The 17,142-nt window shown below is 58.6% G+C and carries 12 protein-coding genes and 2 pseudogenes; 8 read left to right on the forward strand and 6 right to left on the reverse strand.

What is annotated here, in order from left to right:
* Positions 1-70 precede the first annotated feature (70 nt).
* The gene (locus GJ633_RS01150) at positions 71-385 is read left to right on the forward strand and encodes a YbjQ family protein (RefSeq protein ID WP_156586461.1); all 315 of its coding nucleotides are present in this window, start codon (positions 71-73) and stop codon (positions 383-385) included.
* A gap of 472 nt (positions 386-857) precedes the next feature.
* On the opposite strand, the gene GJ633_RS01155 is transcribed toward GJ633_RS01150, so the two are convergent.
* Positions 858-2,528, reverse strand: a complete 1,671-nt coding sequence (locus GJ633_RS01155; RefSeq protein WP_156586463.1) for a methylmalonyl-CoA mutase — start codon at positions 2,526-2,528, stop codon at positions 858-860.
* A gap of 54 nt (positions 2,529-2,582) precedes the next feature.
* Between GJ633_RS01155 and GJ633_RS01160 the strand changes: the two are divergent.
* Positions 2,583-3,247 (forward strand): annotated as a pseudogene (locus GJ633_RS01160) (O-methyltransferase).
* A gap of 52 nt (positions 3,248-3,299) precedes the next feature.
* Here the strand turns inward: GJ633_RS01160 and GJ633_RS01165 are convergent.
* Both GJ633_RS01165 and GJ633_RS01170 read right to left on the reverse strand, forming a co-directional pair.
* Positions 3,300-4,243: pseudogene (locus tag GJ633_RS01165) on the reverse strand (DUF368 domain-containing protein).
* A gap of 9 nt (positions 4,244-4,252) precedes the next feature.
* Positions 4,253-7,366 (reverse strand): oligosaccharyl transferase, archaeosortase A system-associated, encoded by a 3,114-nt coding sequence (locus GJ633_RS01170; protein ID WP_156586465.1) that lies wholly within the window; start codon positions 7,364-7,366, stop codon positions 4,253-4,255.
* Between the two features lie 382 nt (positions 7,367-7,748).
* On the opposite strand from GJ633_RS01170, the gene GJ633_RS01175 reads away from it, so the two are divergent.
* From GJ633_RS01175 to GJ633_RS01200, 6 genes are all read left to right on the forward strand, one after another.
* A complete protein-coding gene (locus tag GJ633_RS01175; protein WP_156586467.1) occupies positions 7,749-8,903 on the forward strand; it encodes a glycosyltransferase in 1,155 nt (384 codons plus the stop codon).
* Between the two features lie 18 nt (positions 8,904-8,921).
* Positions 8,922-9,968 (forward strand): glycosyltransferase family 4 protein, encoded by a 1,047-nt coding sequence (locus GJ633_RS01180; protein WP_156586469.1) that lies wholly within the window; start codon positions 8,922-8,924, stop codon positions 9,966-9,968.
* A 134-nt stretch (positions 9,969-10,102) separates the two neighbouring features.
* Positions 10,103-11,206, forward strand: coding sequence for a glycosyltransferase family 4 protein (locus GJ633_RS01185; RefSeq protein WP_156586471.1), 1,104 nt, complete (start codon positions 10,103-10,105; stop codon positions 11,204-11,206).
* A 166-nt stretch (positions 11,207-11,372) separates the two neighbouring features.
* A complete protein-coding gene (locus tag GJ633_RS01190) occupies positions 11,373-12,962 on the forward strand; it encodes an oligosaccharide flippase family protein (protein ID WP_156586473.1) in 1,590 nt (529 codons plus the stop codon).
* Between the two features lie 539 nt (positions 12,963-13,501).
* Positions 13,502-14,542, forward strand: coding sequence for a Gfo/Idh/MocA family protein (locus tag GJ633_RS01195; RefSeq protein WP_156586476.1), 1,041 nt, complete (start codon positions 13,502-13,504; stop codon positions 14,540-14,542).
* Positions 14,539-15,483, forward strand: a complete 945-nt coding sequence (locus GJ633_RS01200; protein WP_156586478.1) for an NAD(P)H-binding protein — start codon at positions 14,539-14,541, stop codon at positions 15,481-15,483. Before GJ633_RS01195 ends, GJ633_RS01200 begins: the two co-directional genes overlap by 4 nt.
* Here GJ633_RS01200 and GJ633_RS01205 read toward each other — a convergent pair whose 3' ends face one another.
* Genes GJ633_RS01205 through GJ633_RS01215 form a run of 3 tightly spaced genes read right to left on the reverse strand, consistent with a single transcriptional unit; the run spans position 15,484 to position 17,091 of the window.
* A complete protein-coding gene (locus GJ633_RS01205) occupies positions 15,484-16,254 on the reverse strand; it encodes an FkbM family methyltransferase (protein ID WP_156586480.1) in 771 nt (256 codons plus the stop codon).
* Entirely contained in the window at positions 16,254-16,814 is a 561-nt protein-coding gene (locus tag GJ633_RS01210) for a hypothetical protein (RefSeq protein ID WP_156586482.1), read from the reverse strand. Before GJ633_RS01210 ends, GJ633_RS01205 begins: the two co-directional genes overlap by 1 nt.
* The gene (locus tag GJ633_RS01215; RefSeq protein ID WP_156586484.1) at positions 16,768-17,091 is read right to left on the reverse strand and encodes a glycosyltransferase; all 324 of its coding nucleotides are present in this window, start codon (positions 17,089-17,091) and stop codon (positions 16,768-16,770) included. The genes GJ633_RS01210 and GJ633_RS01215 overlap by 47 nt, the downstream gene beginning before the upstream one ends.
* Positions 17,092-17,142: the final 51 nt, after the last annotated feature.

The raw sequence follows: 17,142 nt of genomic DNA on the forward strand, positions 1-17,142 counted from the left end.
GCGGCGGCCGCGACCGGCTCGTGATCGACTGCCACGCCAAGTTAAGTCTCCGGCCGACGAACGGCGGGTTATGGAGCTCTCCAACACGGAGTCGGTGGCCGGCAGAGAGGTGACCGAGACGCTCGGTGTCGTCCGCGGCAACACGGTCCGCGCGCGCAACGTCGGCCGGGACATCACCCAGGGGATCCGCAACCTCGCCGGCGGCGAGTTGAAGGGGTACACGGAACTGATGACCGACGCACGCAACGAGGCGCAAGACCGGATGGTGGCCGAAGCCGAGGAACTGAACGCCGACGCCGTGGTCAACGTCCGGTTCACGACCTCTTCCATCGCCGACAGCGGTGCCGAGATCCTCGCGTACGGAACCGCGGTGCGGCTGCGCTGACCTGTCGCGTCACCGACTCGCTCTTCGACCCGGAGACGACCGTCCGGGTCGTCGCCATGCAACACGTCGTCCCGGTGATCGCGACGGTGGGTTCGTACGCGGCGTTCCGGCTGTTGCTGTTCGGGTGAGCCGCGCTCTCGCGGTCGTAGCCGTCGGGCGAGCACGGTCGGTCGAGACGGTGTCGCAGAACGACTCATACGGTGCCGAGTCGAGCGATGTCGACATACTGTAGGGGCCCGCCGAGATCACACGTCACTCGATGACCACCGTCTCGCCACACGCGGGACAGGCGGCCCCGTCGTCTGCGCGTTCGAGGTCGGACTGTGCTCCCGTCCATCCGCACACGGGACACTGGATTGGAGTGGATTCAGACACAGGACGACGACACTGCTCGTCGCCGAGCCAAAAAGCGTGGCGGCTATCCCTCGACTCGTGGGGTCCCGTTCACCTGCATGGTCCGAGGGGGAGGACGTCACGGACTGTACTCACCGAACTCCTCGCGGAACACGTCCGAGATCTCCTGGACGGTCGCGTACGCCTTCACCGCGTCGACGATGTGGGGCATCACGTTCTCGTCGCCGCGAGCGGCCTCGCGCAAGGACGCGAGCGCGGCCGCGACGGCCTCGTCGTCGCGGTCGGCCTTCACCTCTTGGAGACGCTCGCGCTGATTCTGCTCCTGTTCGGGATCGACCTCCTCTAAGTCCATCTCGGGCTCCTCGTCGACCTCGTACTCATTGACGCCGACGATGATCCGCTCGCCCGCCTCGATCTCGCGCTGGCGCTCGAAGGCGACGTCCTGGATCTGCCGTTGGACCCACTGGCTCTCGACGGCCTCACGCATCCCGCCGCGGCGGTCGACCTCGTCTAGTATCTCGAACGCCTCCTCCTCGATCCCGTCGGTGAGGCTCTCGACGTAGTAGCTCCCGGCGAGCGGGTCGATCGTGTCTGCGGCGCCCGACTCGTGGGCGAGGATCTGCTGGGTCCGGAGCGCGGTCCGGACGGACTTCTCGGTGGGGAGCGCCAGCGCCTCGTCCTTTCCGTTCGTGTGGAGGCTCTGGGTGCCGCCGAGGACCGCCGCCAGCGCCTGGTAGGCGACGCGGACGACGTTGTTCTCGATCTGCTGGGCCGTCAGGGTGGAGCCGCCCGTCTGGGTGTGGAACTTGAGCTGCTTCGCGTTCGGATTCTCGGCGCCGAACCGCTCGTCCATGATCTGCGCCCACATCCGGCGGGCGGCGCGGAACTTCGCGGCCTCCTCGAAGACGTTGTTGTGCGCGTTGAAGAAGAAGGAGAGCTGCGGCGCGAACTCGTCGACGTCGAGGCCGGCGTCGAGCGCGGCCTCCACGTACTCGATCCCGTTGCCGAGCGTGAACGCGACCTCCTGGGCGGCCGTCGACCCCGCCTCGCGGATGTGGTACCCCGAGATGGAGATGGTGTTGAAGTTCGGCGTCTCCGCGGCGCAGAACGCGAAGATATCGGTGATGAGCCGCATCGACGGCTCCGGCGGGTAGATGTAGAGGTTCCGCGCGACGTACTCTTTCATGATGTCGTTCTGGATCGTCCCGCGGAGCTGCTCGCGCGGGACGCCCTGCTCGTCGCCCACCGCGACGTACATCGCGAGCAGGACGGCGGCGGGGGCGTTGATCGTCATCGAGGTGGAGACCTCGTCGAGCGGGATCCCGTCGAAGACCGTCTCGAAGTCGTCGAGCGTGTCGATGGCGACGCCGGACCGCCCCACTTCCCCCTCGGCCATCGCCGCGTCGGAGTCGTACCCCATCTGCGTCGGGAGGTCGAACGCCATCGAGAGCCCGGAGGAGCCCTCGTCGATGAGGTACCGGAAGCGATCGTTGGTCTCGGCGGCCGTCCCCATCCCGGCGTACTGGCGCATCGTCCAGAGCCGCCCGCGGTGCATCGTGGAGTAGACGCCGCGGGTGTACGGCTCCTCGCCCGGGAACCCCGCGTCCTCGCGGTAGTCGTGGTCGGCGACGTCGGCGGGCGTGTACAGCGGGTCGACCTCCTGCCCATCCGTGTCGGTGGTGAACGTCTCCTTGCGCTCGCCGAACCGCTCGACCGTCTCGCCGTAGGTCTCCTCCTCCCACGCCTCCTTGGCCTCCCGGATCGCCGCCAGTTCCGCGGGATCGTACATTACCAACCCGATGGCCCGAGCGCAACTTAAGTGCCACGCGGTCCACGACGGGATATGGACGTGCTCCCCGAACACACGCGTCGGTTCCTCGCCGCGACGGCACCCGAACACACCGCGGTACAGGCCGAGATGGCCGACCTCGCCGCCGAGTGGGGCTTCCCCACGATCGGTCCCGAGGCCGGCGCGGTGTTGCGCCTGCTCGCGCGGCTGACCGACGCCGAGCGCGTCTTCGAGTTCGGATCCGGGTTCGGCTACTCCGCGACGTGGTTCCTCCGCGGCGGCGCGGACGGGGTGGTGTGCACCGAGTTCGACGCGGAGGAAGCCGAGCGGGGCCGGGAGTTCGCCGCCGAACACGGATACGCGGACGCCGTCTCGTTCGAGGTCGGCGACGCGATGGAGACGATCGACCGGTACGACGGCCCGTTCGACGTCGTCCTGATCGACCACCAGAAGTCGCGGTACGCCGACGCCTACCGCGCCGTTCTCCCGAAGGTGCGCCCCGGCGGCGCGATCGTCGCCGACAACGTGACGGGCGGCCCGATATCGTTCGCCGACCTCCTCGCGCACGTCGCCGACGGGGAGCCGCTGCCGGCCGCCGACGCCGACCCCCAGCGCGCGGCATCGGCGAGTACCTCGGCGCGATCCGCGCGGACGACGCCGTGGAGACCGCGGTGCTCCCCGTCGGCGAGGGGATCGCGGTGTCGACCAAGGTCGAGTGAGACGAAGCACGGGACGAAAGGAACGCCACGGCGGTGCCGCGAGCGACGCCGTTCAGTACTCGATCGCCTCGGAGTAGCGGTCCAAGACGATCACCAGCGCCGCGCCCACGACCGCGGCGATCGCGAACCGCGGGGCGGCAGCCCCCCACGATTCACCCCGCTCGGCCAGCCGGATCGAGGTCTCGACGAGCGGGGCGCGGAGCGCGCCGACGACGAGGCTGACGAGGAACGCGAGCGTCGCCGCTCGCGCGCGAGAGAGCGCGTACCGCACCGCGTGGGCGATCGTGAACAGCCCGACGACGCCGCCGCAAAGGAACGTCACCACGGGCGGTGCGGACGCCACGAGCGCGTCCGTTCCCTCGCCGGTGGCCGCGGCGGCGAGTCCGTCGACGGCCCGGCCCACCGCCGATGCCATGTACCCGTACTGCCCGAGGACGATCAGCAGCAGCGATCCGGATATCCCGGGGAGGATCATCGCGCTCACCGCCACCGCGCCCGCGAGGAACACGACGGGTAGCGGGCTCCCGAGCCCGGTCGCCGGCGCGCCAGACGCGAGGAACGCGATCCCGAACCCGAACACTGCGGCCGCCTTCCGCCGAACGGTCGAGAGGTCGACCGCGCCGAGAAGCACCGCGGCCGACGCCGCGATCAGCCCGAAGAAGAACCCGAACGTGCCCACTGGGCGCGTCGCGAGCAGGAACTCCACCGCGCGCAACACCGCGATGACCGCGGTGCCGATTCCGGCGCCGAGCACGCAGAGGAACGCGCCGTCGATCTCTCGAAACGCGGCGCGTGCGTCGGCCCGTCGGCCGGGGCGAACGCCCGCGAGCACGCGCCGGACGCGGGCCGCTCGACCGCGGTGACCGCCGCGATCAGCCGCTCGTAGATGCCGACGATGAGTGCGATCGTGCCGCCGGAAACGCCGGGGACCGCGTCGGCACACCCCATCGCGACGCCCTTGCCGTACAGCGCCACCCAGTCCCTGAGATCGGTCATGTCGGCGGGCTACGCGGCCGCCGCCACACGCGCGGCGCCGGCGGCTTCGACCCCGGCGCCGATAGCGGTCGCGTTTCCGTCGGCCGTCTCGCCGCCGTCGCTTCCGTCGTCGCCGCCGTCACTCCCGCTTTCGTCGTCGCTCTCCCCGCCGAGCGTCCTCTGTTCGAGTTCGACGGTCGCGGCCGTCTCGTCCGCGCCGACGACCTGCGCCTCGGTCACGTCGACCTCGCCGACGAACGCGCTCGGCGTCCCGTTGGCGACCGTCAGCCCGGTCGTCACCTGGTACGGGCCGGTCGCGCGCACGCTCGTGTTCGTGTACCCGTTCTCGGGGCCGAACTCGTCGTACCCCGTCGTCGAGTACGGCACCGTCAGCTCGAAGGTGCCGTCCTCGTCGGCCGTCGCGTACTGCGTGTACCGGAAGGTCTGCCCCGAGGGCTTCTGCATCTGGACGGTCGCCCGGACCTCCTGGCCCGGCTCCGCGCCGCTGCCCTCGATCGTGGCGCCGGGGACGCGCTCGAAGGTCTTCACCCAGTCGTCCTGGAACGCCGTGATGACCGACTCGCCGAGGATCCCCTGGACGTCGACGCCGAGCTGCTGGAGGACGCTCACCTGCAGCGCGGAGGGCGCCTGTCCCTGCGACTCCGTGGCGTGGACGAGCCGGTGGTGCTCCAACGCCTCGACGCGCTCCGAGGGGAGCCCGCCGACCCCGCCGACCTGGGCGCTACCGTCCTCCTCGACGTACTCGCGGGCGGCCGTCATGTTGTCGAACTGCCGGACCATCGCGCTGGGATTGCTCGGGATCACGTTCACGCTGATCTGCTCGCCGTCGGCGGTCTGGGCGGCCTGCGGCTCCCAGTCGACGACGACCGGGCGCGGCTCAACCGCGCTGCCGTGGTGTTCGTACAGCCGAACCATCTGGCTCTCGTGGTAGCGCTGGGTGTTCACCTGCATCACCGTCCGGAACCCGCCCTGTTCGGTCTGCTGGTAGAGCACGCGGTTGAAGTCGTCCACCGTCTCGTTCCCGCTGTAGAACGTCACCGGGGCGTTGAACTTGGAGTTCGGCGAGACCATCTGTCGGTCGACCATCACGTACCGGGTGTGCTCGCCCTCGGTGCTCTGGCTCGCGAGCACCTCGCGGGCCTCGGCCTCGCTGGGGGCTAGGAGGTAGTCGGCAGCCGCGCCCGCGTTCTGCTGGAAGGGGTTCGCGTTCGGGATGCGCTCGGCGCGCGTGGTGATCCAGTGGCCGTAGTCCCACCACGACTGCACGCCGTAGGCGCCGTCGGGGTACTCGAAGTCGCCGTCTTCGGGGTGCTCGTAGGTGCCGTACAGCTCCATCGGATTGTTCGCGCCCTCCAGCTCGCCCGGGTGGGGCGTGTTCTCGTTCATCCACTGGAGGCTCGGGTCCCACTGCGTGACCGCGCCGGGGCCAGTGTTCGCGCCCGTGGTCCAGACGGGGGTGGCGACGCCGACGAGCGGGACGATCAGGATGGCGATCACGGCCAACGCGGTCATGACTTGCCAGCCCTCGATCTCGCGGAGGTCCGCGAGGGAGGTGAGGTCGATCGCGTCGAACGCGACCTGCAGGAAGTACGCCGAGCCGACCGCGACGATCACCGCGAGGTAGTAGTTGAAGCGGGTCTGGGTGAACGCGGCGCTCCCGATGAACGCCGCCCACACGACGAAGTACAGCTCCTCGGCGTCGTACTCGACGAGGAAGGTGGCGCCGATGAGGAACGCGGCGGCGATCGCGAGCCCGACGACCTGCCAGTCGAGCCCGACAACTCCGCCGATCGCGCCGTACAGTTGCGGGACTGCGTAGACGGATCCCACAATCGCGAGCGCGGCCGGAATGTAGAGGGTGTGGTTCGTGTCGTCGGAGTGATAGAGAGGACGCGCGAGGATGTAGAGGACCGCCGCGAGCGCGAGGAAGAAGGCGAGACCATATTGGGAGAGCACGAAGTCCGCGAAGGAGGCGTTCTGGAGGGGAGGTTGTCCCTCGCCGATGGTGCGGAACTGTGCGGTGGCGCTGAAGCCGATGAAGTTCAGGAGGTTGGTCGTGAGCGTCGACCAGAGCGAGGGGAGCGCGAGCCAGACGACGCCGGCGGAGGCGAGGATGAGGCCGCCAACTGCCGGTGGGTACGTTGAGGCGTCGAGGTCGCGTGACTCCCACTGGCGGACGAGCCACGCGAGAAAGACCGCGCCGACCGCGATGCCGAGCGGGAGAACGACTTGGAGGAGGGAGTACTGCGTCGGCGTGAACGAGAACGTGTCGAGCGGGACTAGTTGCATCAGGCCAGTCACGCCCATCGCAACTGCGCCGGCAAAGGCGACCGGCTCGGGACTCGTCTCGTGGTACGCGTCGCTCGTGATCTTGATCGCCAGATAGACGCCGGTGAAGCCGACCATCAGAACCCCGGGCTGCCACGTCCAGATGTAGAGCCCGAGCGCGACGCCAGCGGCGGCCGCGTAGGCGACGGGACGTTTCAGGGCCTCCCAGTCACGGTCGACGACGAGCTCCCAGACTGGCTTCTCGCGCTCGGCAACCGCGAAGGCGACGAGGAACGCGAGGACGGCGAGACTCTGGAAGAGTACCTCGGCCGCGCTGTGGTCGGGGAAGCCGACCAACGAGTAGCTGAAGAAGGTGCCCGGGAGGAGCGCGAGGACGCCGACGCCGGCGAGGGCAAGCGGCCGGGTGACGAAGCGCCGCGCGATGAAGTAGGCGGGGATGGCGACGAGAGACCCCGCGATCGGCGCCATGACGAGCATGACCTCCTCGGTACCTCCCATAATCGGGCGGGCGATCCAAATGCCGACCGCCATAATGTGGTCCCAGAGGGTGCCGAACTGGCCGGCATCGTACCCCAACGGAAAGCCGGTCCACGGGTCGAATGGAAGCGTGTTCGGCCAGTTTTCGAGAAGGTAGCTCGTCTCGCGGAGGTGGTACCAGGCGTCGTTCCCGCGGAAGTACACCTCTCCGCCGACGATGAAATTCCCGTACGACCGGAGGCGGGTCCACAGCATGAACACGAGTGCCCCGAGGAGGATCGGGACGTGATACCACCGTCGGAACGCGTCGAGAGGCGACCTCCTGTCGTCGCCGACGGCGTCGGTTTGCTGACTCATTACACGATTCCACTACCAAAACGTCCATAAGACTTGTTATATACCGCTCGATGGTCGGTCCAAGATGTTAGTGATTTGGTAGTGTATTCGACATTGGTATAATTTCGTCATCGAGGGTGACAGTCATGGATCGATGCGATATGTTCACGAATACTGGTAATACTATACTTATTCAGATGTACCGGTTCTGACAGATGTTGTGCCTGTAATCGATAGCACCCTAGAGACGAACGCGATATTAACAACTTTAGCGACCACGAACATGTTATGATCCACGACAATCATGAATCAGAAACTTAGAGCCGATCATCTCAAAAATAGTGGTAACTGTCGTCACCCATGGACCACTGGGGTTTTTTATTTTGATTAGTGAAGATCAGTTATGAAAAGACTTGTTCGTGGACTTGTCGCTTCTGTTGTAGCGCTGCTGTCGTTGACAGGGCTTCCTTACGCGATCTATCTCCTGTTAGTGAAGGTGTGGAATCCGCAGGGATCGCCAGCCAACAAACGTCGCGCAGAGCCGACGGTAAGTCTTGTTCTTCCGACCTATAACGAGGAGAGGATCGTCGAAAAGAAACTCCAAGATATAGTTTCGCTTGATTATCCCATGGACAAAGTCGAGGTTGTGGTCGTCGATTCCAGCGACGACGAGACTCGAAAGGTGATTCGAAGGTTCTTTTCGGACCGGGAAACACCCGAGTTGACGCTCATCGAAGAGGACGAACGTCGTGGACTGGCCCCCGCACTAAATGATGCATATGCGGTTGTGTCGAACGAAATGGTGGTTAAGACTGACTGCGACTCGAAACTCGCTGAAGACGCAATCCGTGAGGCTGCAGCCAACTTGGCGGACCCGGCTGTGGGAGCGGTGACGGGACGAAATGTTGATATCCTCGGCGGGAGCGATGTTGAGGAACGATATCGGAGCGTGCAGGCAACCATCCAGACGCTAGAGTCCCACTTGGATTCGACGCTGATCTTCCATGGGCCATTCTCGGCGTTCGAGAACAAGGAACTTGTCCCGATTGATTCCGATTCAATTGCTGATGACACTGAACTCGCGCTGAAGATCCGCCGAAATGGTAAGCGGGCCGTCTTTGATCCAGATGTGCGGTACAAGGAGGCGTCACACTCCGAATTTAGCAAGCGTCGGAGCCAAAAGGATCGCCGCGCGATGGGGCTGATTCGGCTGTTACTTCGGAACCGTGATATGCTCGGTCGCTATGGGTTGTACGGTGGTATAGTGCTGCCGTTCAACTGGTGGTTTATGCTCGTTTCTCCATGGCTTCTAGCTGTGAGCCTAGGACTGATGACAGTTACAGGGACCCTTGTCGGAGGACCATGGGGGCTCATTGTACCCGCAGGCGTAGGGGTATTTACGTTTCTTGGCTCTCGTGAACGTCTGGGATCACTGCAGTCTGTGTACGCGATGTTCGACACACAAGTATCACTGCTGTTTGCCGCGGTGAAACTGTGGCGTGGCGAGGGGTCCGCAGTGTGGGACGTTGACGAGGAGCTTCGAGATGTCTACGAGTGAATAGTAGGTGAGCGACAGATGAAAATTCTGCAGGTGACCCCGCGATATCCGCCACAGTCAGGTGGCGTAGAGACACACGTCAAGGAAATCTCTGAGGGACTTGTAGAGCATGGTTACGAGGTAACCGTGATTTCAGCTGATGCGCAAAAAGAGAGTGAGCGACAGGAACGACGAGACGGAGTGGCCGTTCAACGATATCGAAGCGTCGCGCCCAATAACGCGATGCACGTCTGTCCACAGATCGCTATGGCTGTTCGGCAGTCGGACGCAGATATTATCCACGCACACAATTACCACTCGTTTCCGCTGTTCTTCGCCGCACTCGGTGTAGGAGATCGGAAGTTCGTTGTGACTACACACTATCACGGCGAGAGCACGAGTTCGCTTCGAAATCGGCTACTGTCACTGTATCGTCCGTTCGGCCGGTGGGCGGTCCGGCGCGCTGACGAAGTGATTGCAGTGAGTGAGTGGGAGTCTGAACAGTTAGCCACGGATTTCGACGTAGATGCGACAGTAATTCAGAATGGAGTGGACGGGGAGCGGTTTGCTCAGGCACAACCGATAGAGCGGGGGCGTCCTTATTTATTAACTGTAGGCCGGTTGGTGGAGTACAAGGGCGTCCAGCACGTGATTCGGGCGATGGTAGAGCTTCCGGAGTATGATTTGTTGGTGGCTGGGAGCGGGCCGTATCAAGAGGTGCTGATGCAAATTGCTCGAGAGAACGGTGTCGAAAACCGAGTGAATTTTTTGGGGTATGTTGATGAAGAAGAGTTACCAGGATTGTATGCTGGGGCGGACGTGTACGTGACAATGAGTGAATTTGAAGCTTATGGGATGACAGTTGCTGAGGCGCTAGCTGCAGGGACGCCTTGTGTGGTGAGAGAGGTCGGAGGACTTAGAGATTGGATCGAGATCGAAGGTGTTCTTGGTCTCAGAGATATCTCATCGCAAGCGATTGCCCAGACAATAAAATCTCAAACAGATACTCAAGTGTCCTCACACAACCCTAATTCGTGGCTAAACGTAACGAATCAGCTCATTCAAACAATATATGATTTGGAGTGAACAAGAGTTCCACTTAGTCTCACTTCAGAGTGACGTCTCCTCTCTTTTTGTAGATTCAACAATACAAGTTGGAACGTATAATTACGCAAAATAGAACCGTACAGTATTTTACGCATTTCTACTCAATCATTTGTATGCGTATTCTGTTCGTCACCGAGGAACCGATTCGGTTCTCGGGGACGATGGTCCGTGGGGGGCAGATTCACGTCAAAAACGTGATCGCTGGGCTTCGAGAACGGGGGCACAATGTTCATCTCGTCGACTGGAATTCCGAACCTGACAGGCAGTTTCAGCACTCTCTCACTCCTCGTTGTCGGTTCATTGAGGGACCATTTCGAACGCTTCGAAGAGTACTCAACGTCGGAAAGACACTTGACCCGGATGTGATCGTCTCGAAGACTCGAAAGGTGTATCTTCCGGGACTCGTAGCCGCTCGCGTTCTCGGTGTTCCGCACATCGTCCACGTCGGATCTAGTCTCGATCCGCCAACAGGTGGATTCATCGATCGTATAGATTCTGGATCGTTTGTCGCTCGGCTCCGCGCACCACACGACGCGTACTTCGTCGTGTGTGACGCTCTGGGTGACGAACTTCGGGCTCGAGGGATCAATTCAGAGCGGATCTACGACGTTCGCAACGCGGTAGACGCGACACGTTTCGTTCCGGAACCGGACGTCAGTCTCTCTAACTCCATCCGTAGACAGCTCGAAGATGTCGAAGGTCCTCTTCTCGGGTTCGTCGGAGGACTCACCGATTACAAGGGCGTATTCGATCTTGCAAACGCCGTCGAGCAAACCGATATGGATCCAATCGTAGTCGTCGCCGGGAACGGACCCGCTCGCGATCGATTCGAACGGGAGCTCGGCGAGCGGGGAATCTTCCTGGGAAGCGTCGACTACGAACTGATGCCCGCAGTCTACGCGGCTATCGACGCGCTCGTTTTGCCTTCTCATACGGAGGGTCTGCCACGAGTACTACTGGAAGCCGGTGCAGCAGGTCGACCCGTAGTGGCAACGACCGTCGGGGGCGTCCCGGAAGTCGTCAGTGACGGCGAAACTGGGCTGCTGTGTCCGCCTCGTGATCCCTCACGGCTCGCGTCGGTTATCACTGAACTATTCACGGAACGACAGCCGGTGGAGATGGGACGACGGGCGCGTAAACTGATCGTCGACGAATACACGTGGGATGCCCAGTACGACCGATACGAATCGTTCCTCACGGACGTGGTCTCACGGTGAATGGGTCGAACGACAAGAGATATACGCCGTTCGAGAAAATCGGGACTGTGAGACGGATGGTTGGTAATCGACCCGCTCGATCCTCTCCTGGGTCGGTCAGTTACCGATCCGACAGGAAGGGCCCGTCCCGGGCGCAATCGATTGAAGTCGGATTACTCGTCCACGTATGACCGATCAGAATCCGTCGGAAGAGAACCCTCACACGGATAATTCATCGACGGATGACTCCGAATTCAGCCAAGACGACGCGGTGAGGGGCATCCTCAAAGGCGCTGGCGTCGTCTATGCGGGCCTCATTCTGAATATGGGGATCGCGTTCGTCGCACAGCGATTTGCCGCGGTTCACCTTTCGATCGGCGGATTCGGCAGTCTGCTGTCCGGGACGGCGTTATTGGATGTCGGGGCTGTTGTGGCCGGCCTCGGACTCTCATCGGGTCTTATCCGCTATCTGCCCAGAGTTGACGAGGGTCAGAAACGACCGCTCGTCAAATATGCCTTCTTGTTTACCCTTCCGTTCTCTCTGGTCGTTGCGATTCCGACCGTCGCCTTCGCGGACGTCATCGCGTCGCAGGTGTTCGGCGACCCCGAGATCGCGATCAGCCTGCGTATCTTCGGCGCGACGATCCCGTTCGCCGCCATACTGAATCTCGCAATCGGGGGAATTCGTGGGCAGATGGTTTCCCGGTTTCGCGTGTATATAAAGGATATACTTCATCCTTCCATTCGGTTTGGCCTGATTATGGTTGCGGTCGTCGTCGGTGCCGGACAGGCGGGATTCGCGGCCGGATACGCGATTCCGTATATCGTGGGTGCTGTCGTCGCTGTGGTGTTGCTCTGGAAGGTGCTTCCCAGAGGGAAGGGAATGGAGGCGGGCAAAAGCGTCCTTCCAGAGATGGTTCGGTACTCGTTGCCATTTACTGTTTCTGGACTTGCGTCATTTATTTATCGGTCTATTGATATATTTTTGATCCTCTATCTTCTCGATAGTCGAGCCGTTGGTATGTATGGTGTCGCGTACGCGTTTGCACGGCTCATCGCTATGTTCTCGACGGCGTTCACCTACCTCAGTACGCCGGTGTCGAGCCAACTAGAGGACGACGACCGCGTCAATGAGGCAGTGGCAGTACAGGGAACGATAGCCCGGTGGATAATTATCGCCACGACGGCCGCGCTCGTTCCAATGTCTGTGTTCGCGTCCGAGTTCTTGGGACTGATCTATCGTCCAGCATACGCTACGGGAGGCACCGTACTCGTTATTCTCGTTGCGGGATTCGCTATTAAGAACGTGCTACAGACCCACGGCCCGATCCTTGAGGCTCTCGGAAAGTCCAAACTCGCCGCGTTTAATACCAGTACGGCTGCAGTAGTTAATGTCGTAACAAACCTCGCGTTGATTCCGAGATTCGGTATCGAAGGAGCAGCAGTCGCTACCTCGATTTCGTTCATCGTACTCGGTGGACTCCCGATGGTCGAGGTATGGTATTATACTAGTCTGACCTCGCTCTCGCGTACCGTCTTCGCGCCGGCGTTCCTCGCCGTTCCGATCTCGATCGCCGCTATTCCCGTATTTCGAGCTACACCACCGACACTTCTCTGGGTGCTCGCTACTAGTGCTGCCTTCGTCCTTTTCTATGCAGTCGCCGTGATCGCTGTACTCGGGTTTACCCGAGCAGACGTAATGGTTATCCGATCGGTCGAAGATAAGTACGGCGTTCCGCTTGGACCGTTTGACGCTGTTCTTCGCCGATTCTCTTAATAAGTAATCATCATTTATATCATATTACTATCAGTGTCCTCAGAAGTAGAGTGATAGTTGATAAGCTGTTAATATAGCTAAAATACAAAAATACATTCCACCGAAATTGGTGTCGCGAAGCTACCCATTTGGCGGCTTAAAACCGTATTTAAACTACTTCCATACTGTTAAGCTGGTATTTATTAAAACATAAAGAATATCCATAAGGACAGTTTAAATTGTTTTCTCAGATTTTCTCATTGTAATATTAATATTTAGACAGGAAAGCCGCACCAGAAGTGCGCGTTATCGATGGATTCACGAAACTACTTGAACACGATCGAGGAATCACTGGGAGTGGTAAATGCAATATTCACCCCGTGTGACCCTCCAGCAAAGGGTACGAAGCCTACGGTTGGAATCTTCATCTCTGTTTGAATACCGTCTCTGCCACCATTTTCGCCCTATTGAGTGTTAGATACTCAAAGTGCAAAGCCGAGTTATTCTCTTACTCATTACGAGAGCGAAAGCTTGATAGAGAGAATAATTCAATTCGGATTATGGCTATACTGGACCGAGTCCGTTCTGGACTCGGATTCGACAGATTACGTGCTGGCGTAGTTGGCGCCGGTTCGGTTGCTCGGAATGCGCATCTCCCGGTATACAAGCAGGACGAACGGGTAGACTTAATAGCAATTGCTGATCTCGACAGTTCAAACCGAAAGTCTGCAGCTCAAGACTTCGACGCAGAGCGCACGTATTCCAACGGGGATCAGATGATTTCTGAGGAGGATCTCGATCTCGTCAGTATCTGTACGCCCCCAGCGACTCACGAAAGTCTCTTTATTACTGCTGCAGAGGCTGGTACGAACATCTACTGTGAGAAGCCGATGACGATTTCTGTCGAAGCAGCCAAGCGGATGACTGCGGCCGCCGAATCCGCAGAAGTTATATCACAAATTGGGTATACTCGGCCATATGTGGAAAATTATAAAACCGTTTTGAGTCTCCTAGATAATTCTATACTCGGCGACATACAATCGTTGCATACACACCGTATCAGAGGTCCTCCCAGTGGACGATGGAACTATGACCCATCTGTTTCGGGTGGGGGAGTCGTCTCCGACCAACTCCCTCATATACTTGACTTTTATATTCGAGTGTTCGACACCGAACCGAAGATACGTGACGTTCGGTTCCGATCGGATGAGGTTCCGACGGTTGAAGACTACGCTGAAATTGATTTTGAGTTTGACGGGATTCCAGTTAGAACAACGCTTGGGTGGACGCTTCATTCTCAGTACCAGCGGAACGTCCTTAATGCAAACCGGGGAACAGTGGAATACAATATGAGGACAATTGAAGGCAGTATTCAAGGTTCGGAATTTGCTCAAAAGTGTGGTGAAAACCCCGTTATCGACATTAAAGGTCTGTTTCGTTCGTTCGCGTCAGCCTCAGATAACTTTCACTCTAAACGCATTCAAGATTTCGTCGACCACGTGGAAGCGAACGATTTCAACACGGTTGCCCCAGTACAACGTGGTCTGAGGATAACGAAGATAATTCGAGAGATATACGACCGTTCGGAGGTACTGAAATGAGAATTCTAATTACTGGGGCGACTGGATATATCGGATTATCTATCATTCGTAGAATATCCGATACTCACGAACCGGTCGCAATGGTTCGAGAGAGTTCGCGGACAGAACTTCTCCCACCTAATATCGAAACAGTCGAAGGAGATATTACGGACATAGAATCGCTCCGAGGTGCGTTTGAAGGGGTAGATGCTGTCGCACATCTTGCTGGTGTTAATCCGGGATCAAAAAATTCGACCCAAGTGGTCAGCGAGGTCGACGAAGACACGTTCACGGCGGTCAACGTGGAAGGAACGCGGAATATCGTCAATGCGGCTACCGAGGCTAACGTGAGTTCATTAGTCTATACGAGCACCACAAACGCTCATCCGGATGTACCGTACGACTATGAGTCGATGTATGTTGATACAAAACGTCGCGGCGGAGAAATTGTCTCTGAATCATCTCTGGACTATACCATCGTCCACCCCACCTATGTGATGGGGCCATACGATTACCGACTAAAACGGTACAACGAATTTCGCCTTGCTGCTGCCAACGCCATACTGATTCCTCCCCTCTACACCCCAGGGAGAATAAATATCGTTCACGTGGACACGCTTGCAGATAGCATCATTCACTACTTGGAAGAGCCAACGAGAAACAGGCACTTGGTGAGCGGTCGTAATATCGACCGACGGACTTATACGCGACAACTTGCATCGCTCTCTGACCGGCATTCGTTTGTCTTCCCTCTCCCGTTCCACAAGATTCTCCTTCCGTTCATCGTCAGATTGGTTGATGCGATAGGACTAGCTAACGTCAGCGTAGAGTCGTTGGCACTTGAAGAACATACGGCGACGGTTCCCGAGATCCACGAAGAACGCGCGCCCGTGAAACGGAAGTCATGGAAACAAGCGGTGACCGACACGTACCGTTGGTATCAGGACGTACGGTTGTTGTAACTACGTTTGCTCGTAGATTCTGATCACGTCGTCCCGGCGGATGTTGGTTTCTACTACGGAGAATCCGGAGTTACAAACGTATTCGTGGAGCTTTTCGGCGGTCCAATCACCAACGATTCGGCCTTTATGATATTCGACCATCAGTAGTCGAATTGTATCTAACTGCTCTCCAAAAGATGTAAGAACATCGGATTCGAGTCCTTGCACATCGAGTTTGATTGCATCTGGGCTAGTGAACAGTGGTGGGTCAGTTTGCCCCTCCATAACTAGAGTCGACCGATATTCGTCCGTATCCACATCAAATATAGGTAGTACTGCTGCGCCAGCTCCCTCTCCGATTCCGGTCGTTGAAGTGGTTTCGCTGTCGGCTGTCGGACCGAGACCTGCACAGACCGGAACGACATCGCACGTCGGATTAAGACAGATATTTCTATGCAACTTTGAGAACGATCTCGGATTCGGTTCAAAAGCGACCGTTGGTGCGATTTGACCCATCAGAATTGCGTGCCAGCCGACGTTCGCGCCAATATCCCACGCGATATCATCCTCAGAAAGGTGCGAGAGGAATGTTTCTGTAATCTCTTTTTCATCATCTAGCGTCTGTACTCCGTGGTATTCACGGCTTGAGTGTGCTGCAAACGTCCCAGTATAATCGCCAACGGTCGTACTGATCTCCCTCGGGCCGACTACCGTGTAAAATGCCTGATCCAGAATAGGTTCTAGTGAGGTTCCCTTGATTGCCTCTCCGATCCGATTAAGAATTCGGTTCATCACGCGTACTCCTCAAGCTGTTCGTCCGGATCTAACCATATCTCTGGCACTTCACGTTGTAGCGACTGCTGGAAGTCGAAAGCATAGATGTCGTGTCGATCAAACGAATCCAACGTACGGGTGCCCTGAAGTTTATTCGTGACCCATGCCGCTGGAAAGACTAGTAATGCGCCGATCTTTGGTTTCAATGTAGATGTTTCGGTCATCCACTTCCAAATTAAATACTCTACTCCAACTCCACTTTTTAATTTCATCCTAGCAACGTGGTAAAAACGCTGGATCGAACCAACAAAATCTTTCTCCTTGCCGGCGTTTTCTTCGTGAAGTAGAACGTCGCAGAAGCGAAGTTTTCCTGTGGCTAATGCACGGCGTTTAAGATCTCGGCGCTCAGCCACCTTCAGATCATTCCATCCGCCAAGTTCGTAGTACAACTTACGCGATGCGACCATCGCACCACCGGCAAGCATCACGTCACCTTCTTCTTCAACCAGATCTTCATAAAATGAAACAAAATCAAAAAAGGCGATCGTCTTGATAATAAATTGCGTCAAGATCGCCAAGAGAAATGACGACATCTCCACGAGAGTGCTCTAACGCGACTTGGCGTCCTTTCCCAATACTGGAACCTTCAGCCATCACTACTCGAACATCTTTACGTCCCTTTGATAGGTCAAGGAGATATTCCAGCGAACCGTCATCTGACCCTGCGTCGGAAATAACAAGCTCCCACTCTGGTCGATCTTCTATGATAGACGCGATGAATCCTGCTGAATCTTCGATATACTCTACATTGTTATAATGGGTAGAACAGACGCTATATTGGATGTCGTCGGTCATCAACGGAGGATAACAAGTTCTAAAGAATAAGTCTTATTTATCCTATTTGAG

Origin of the sequence: Halorubrum sp. CBA1125 (genome assembly GCF_009742825.1) — an archaeon.
Lineage (GTDB): Archaea > Halobacteriota > Halobacteria > Halobacteriales > Haloferacaceae > Halorubrum.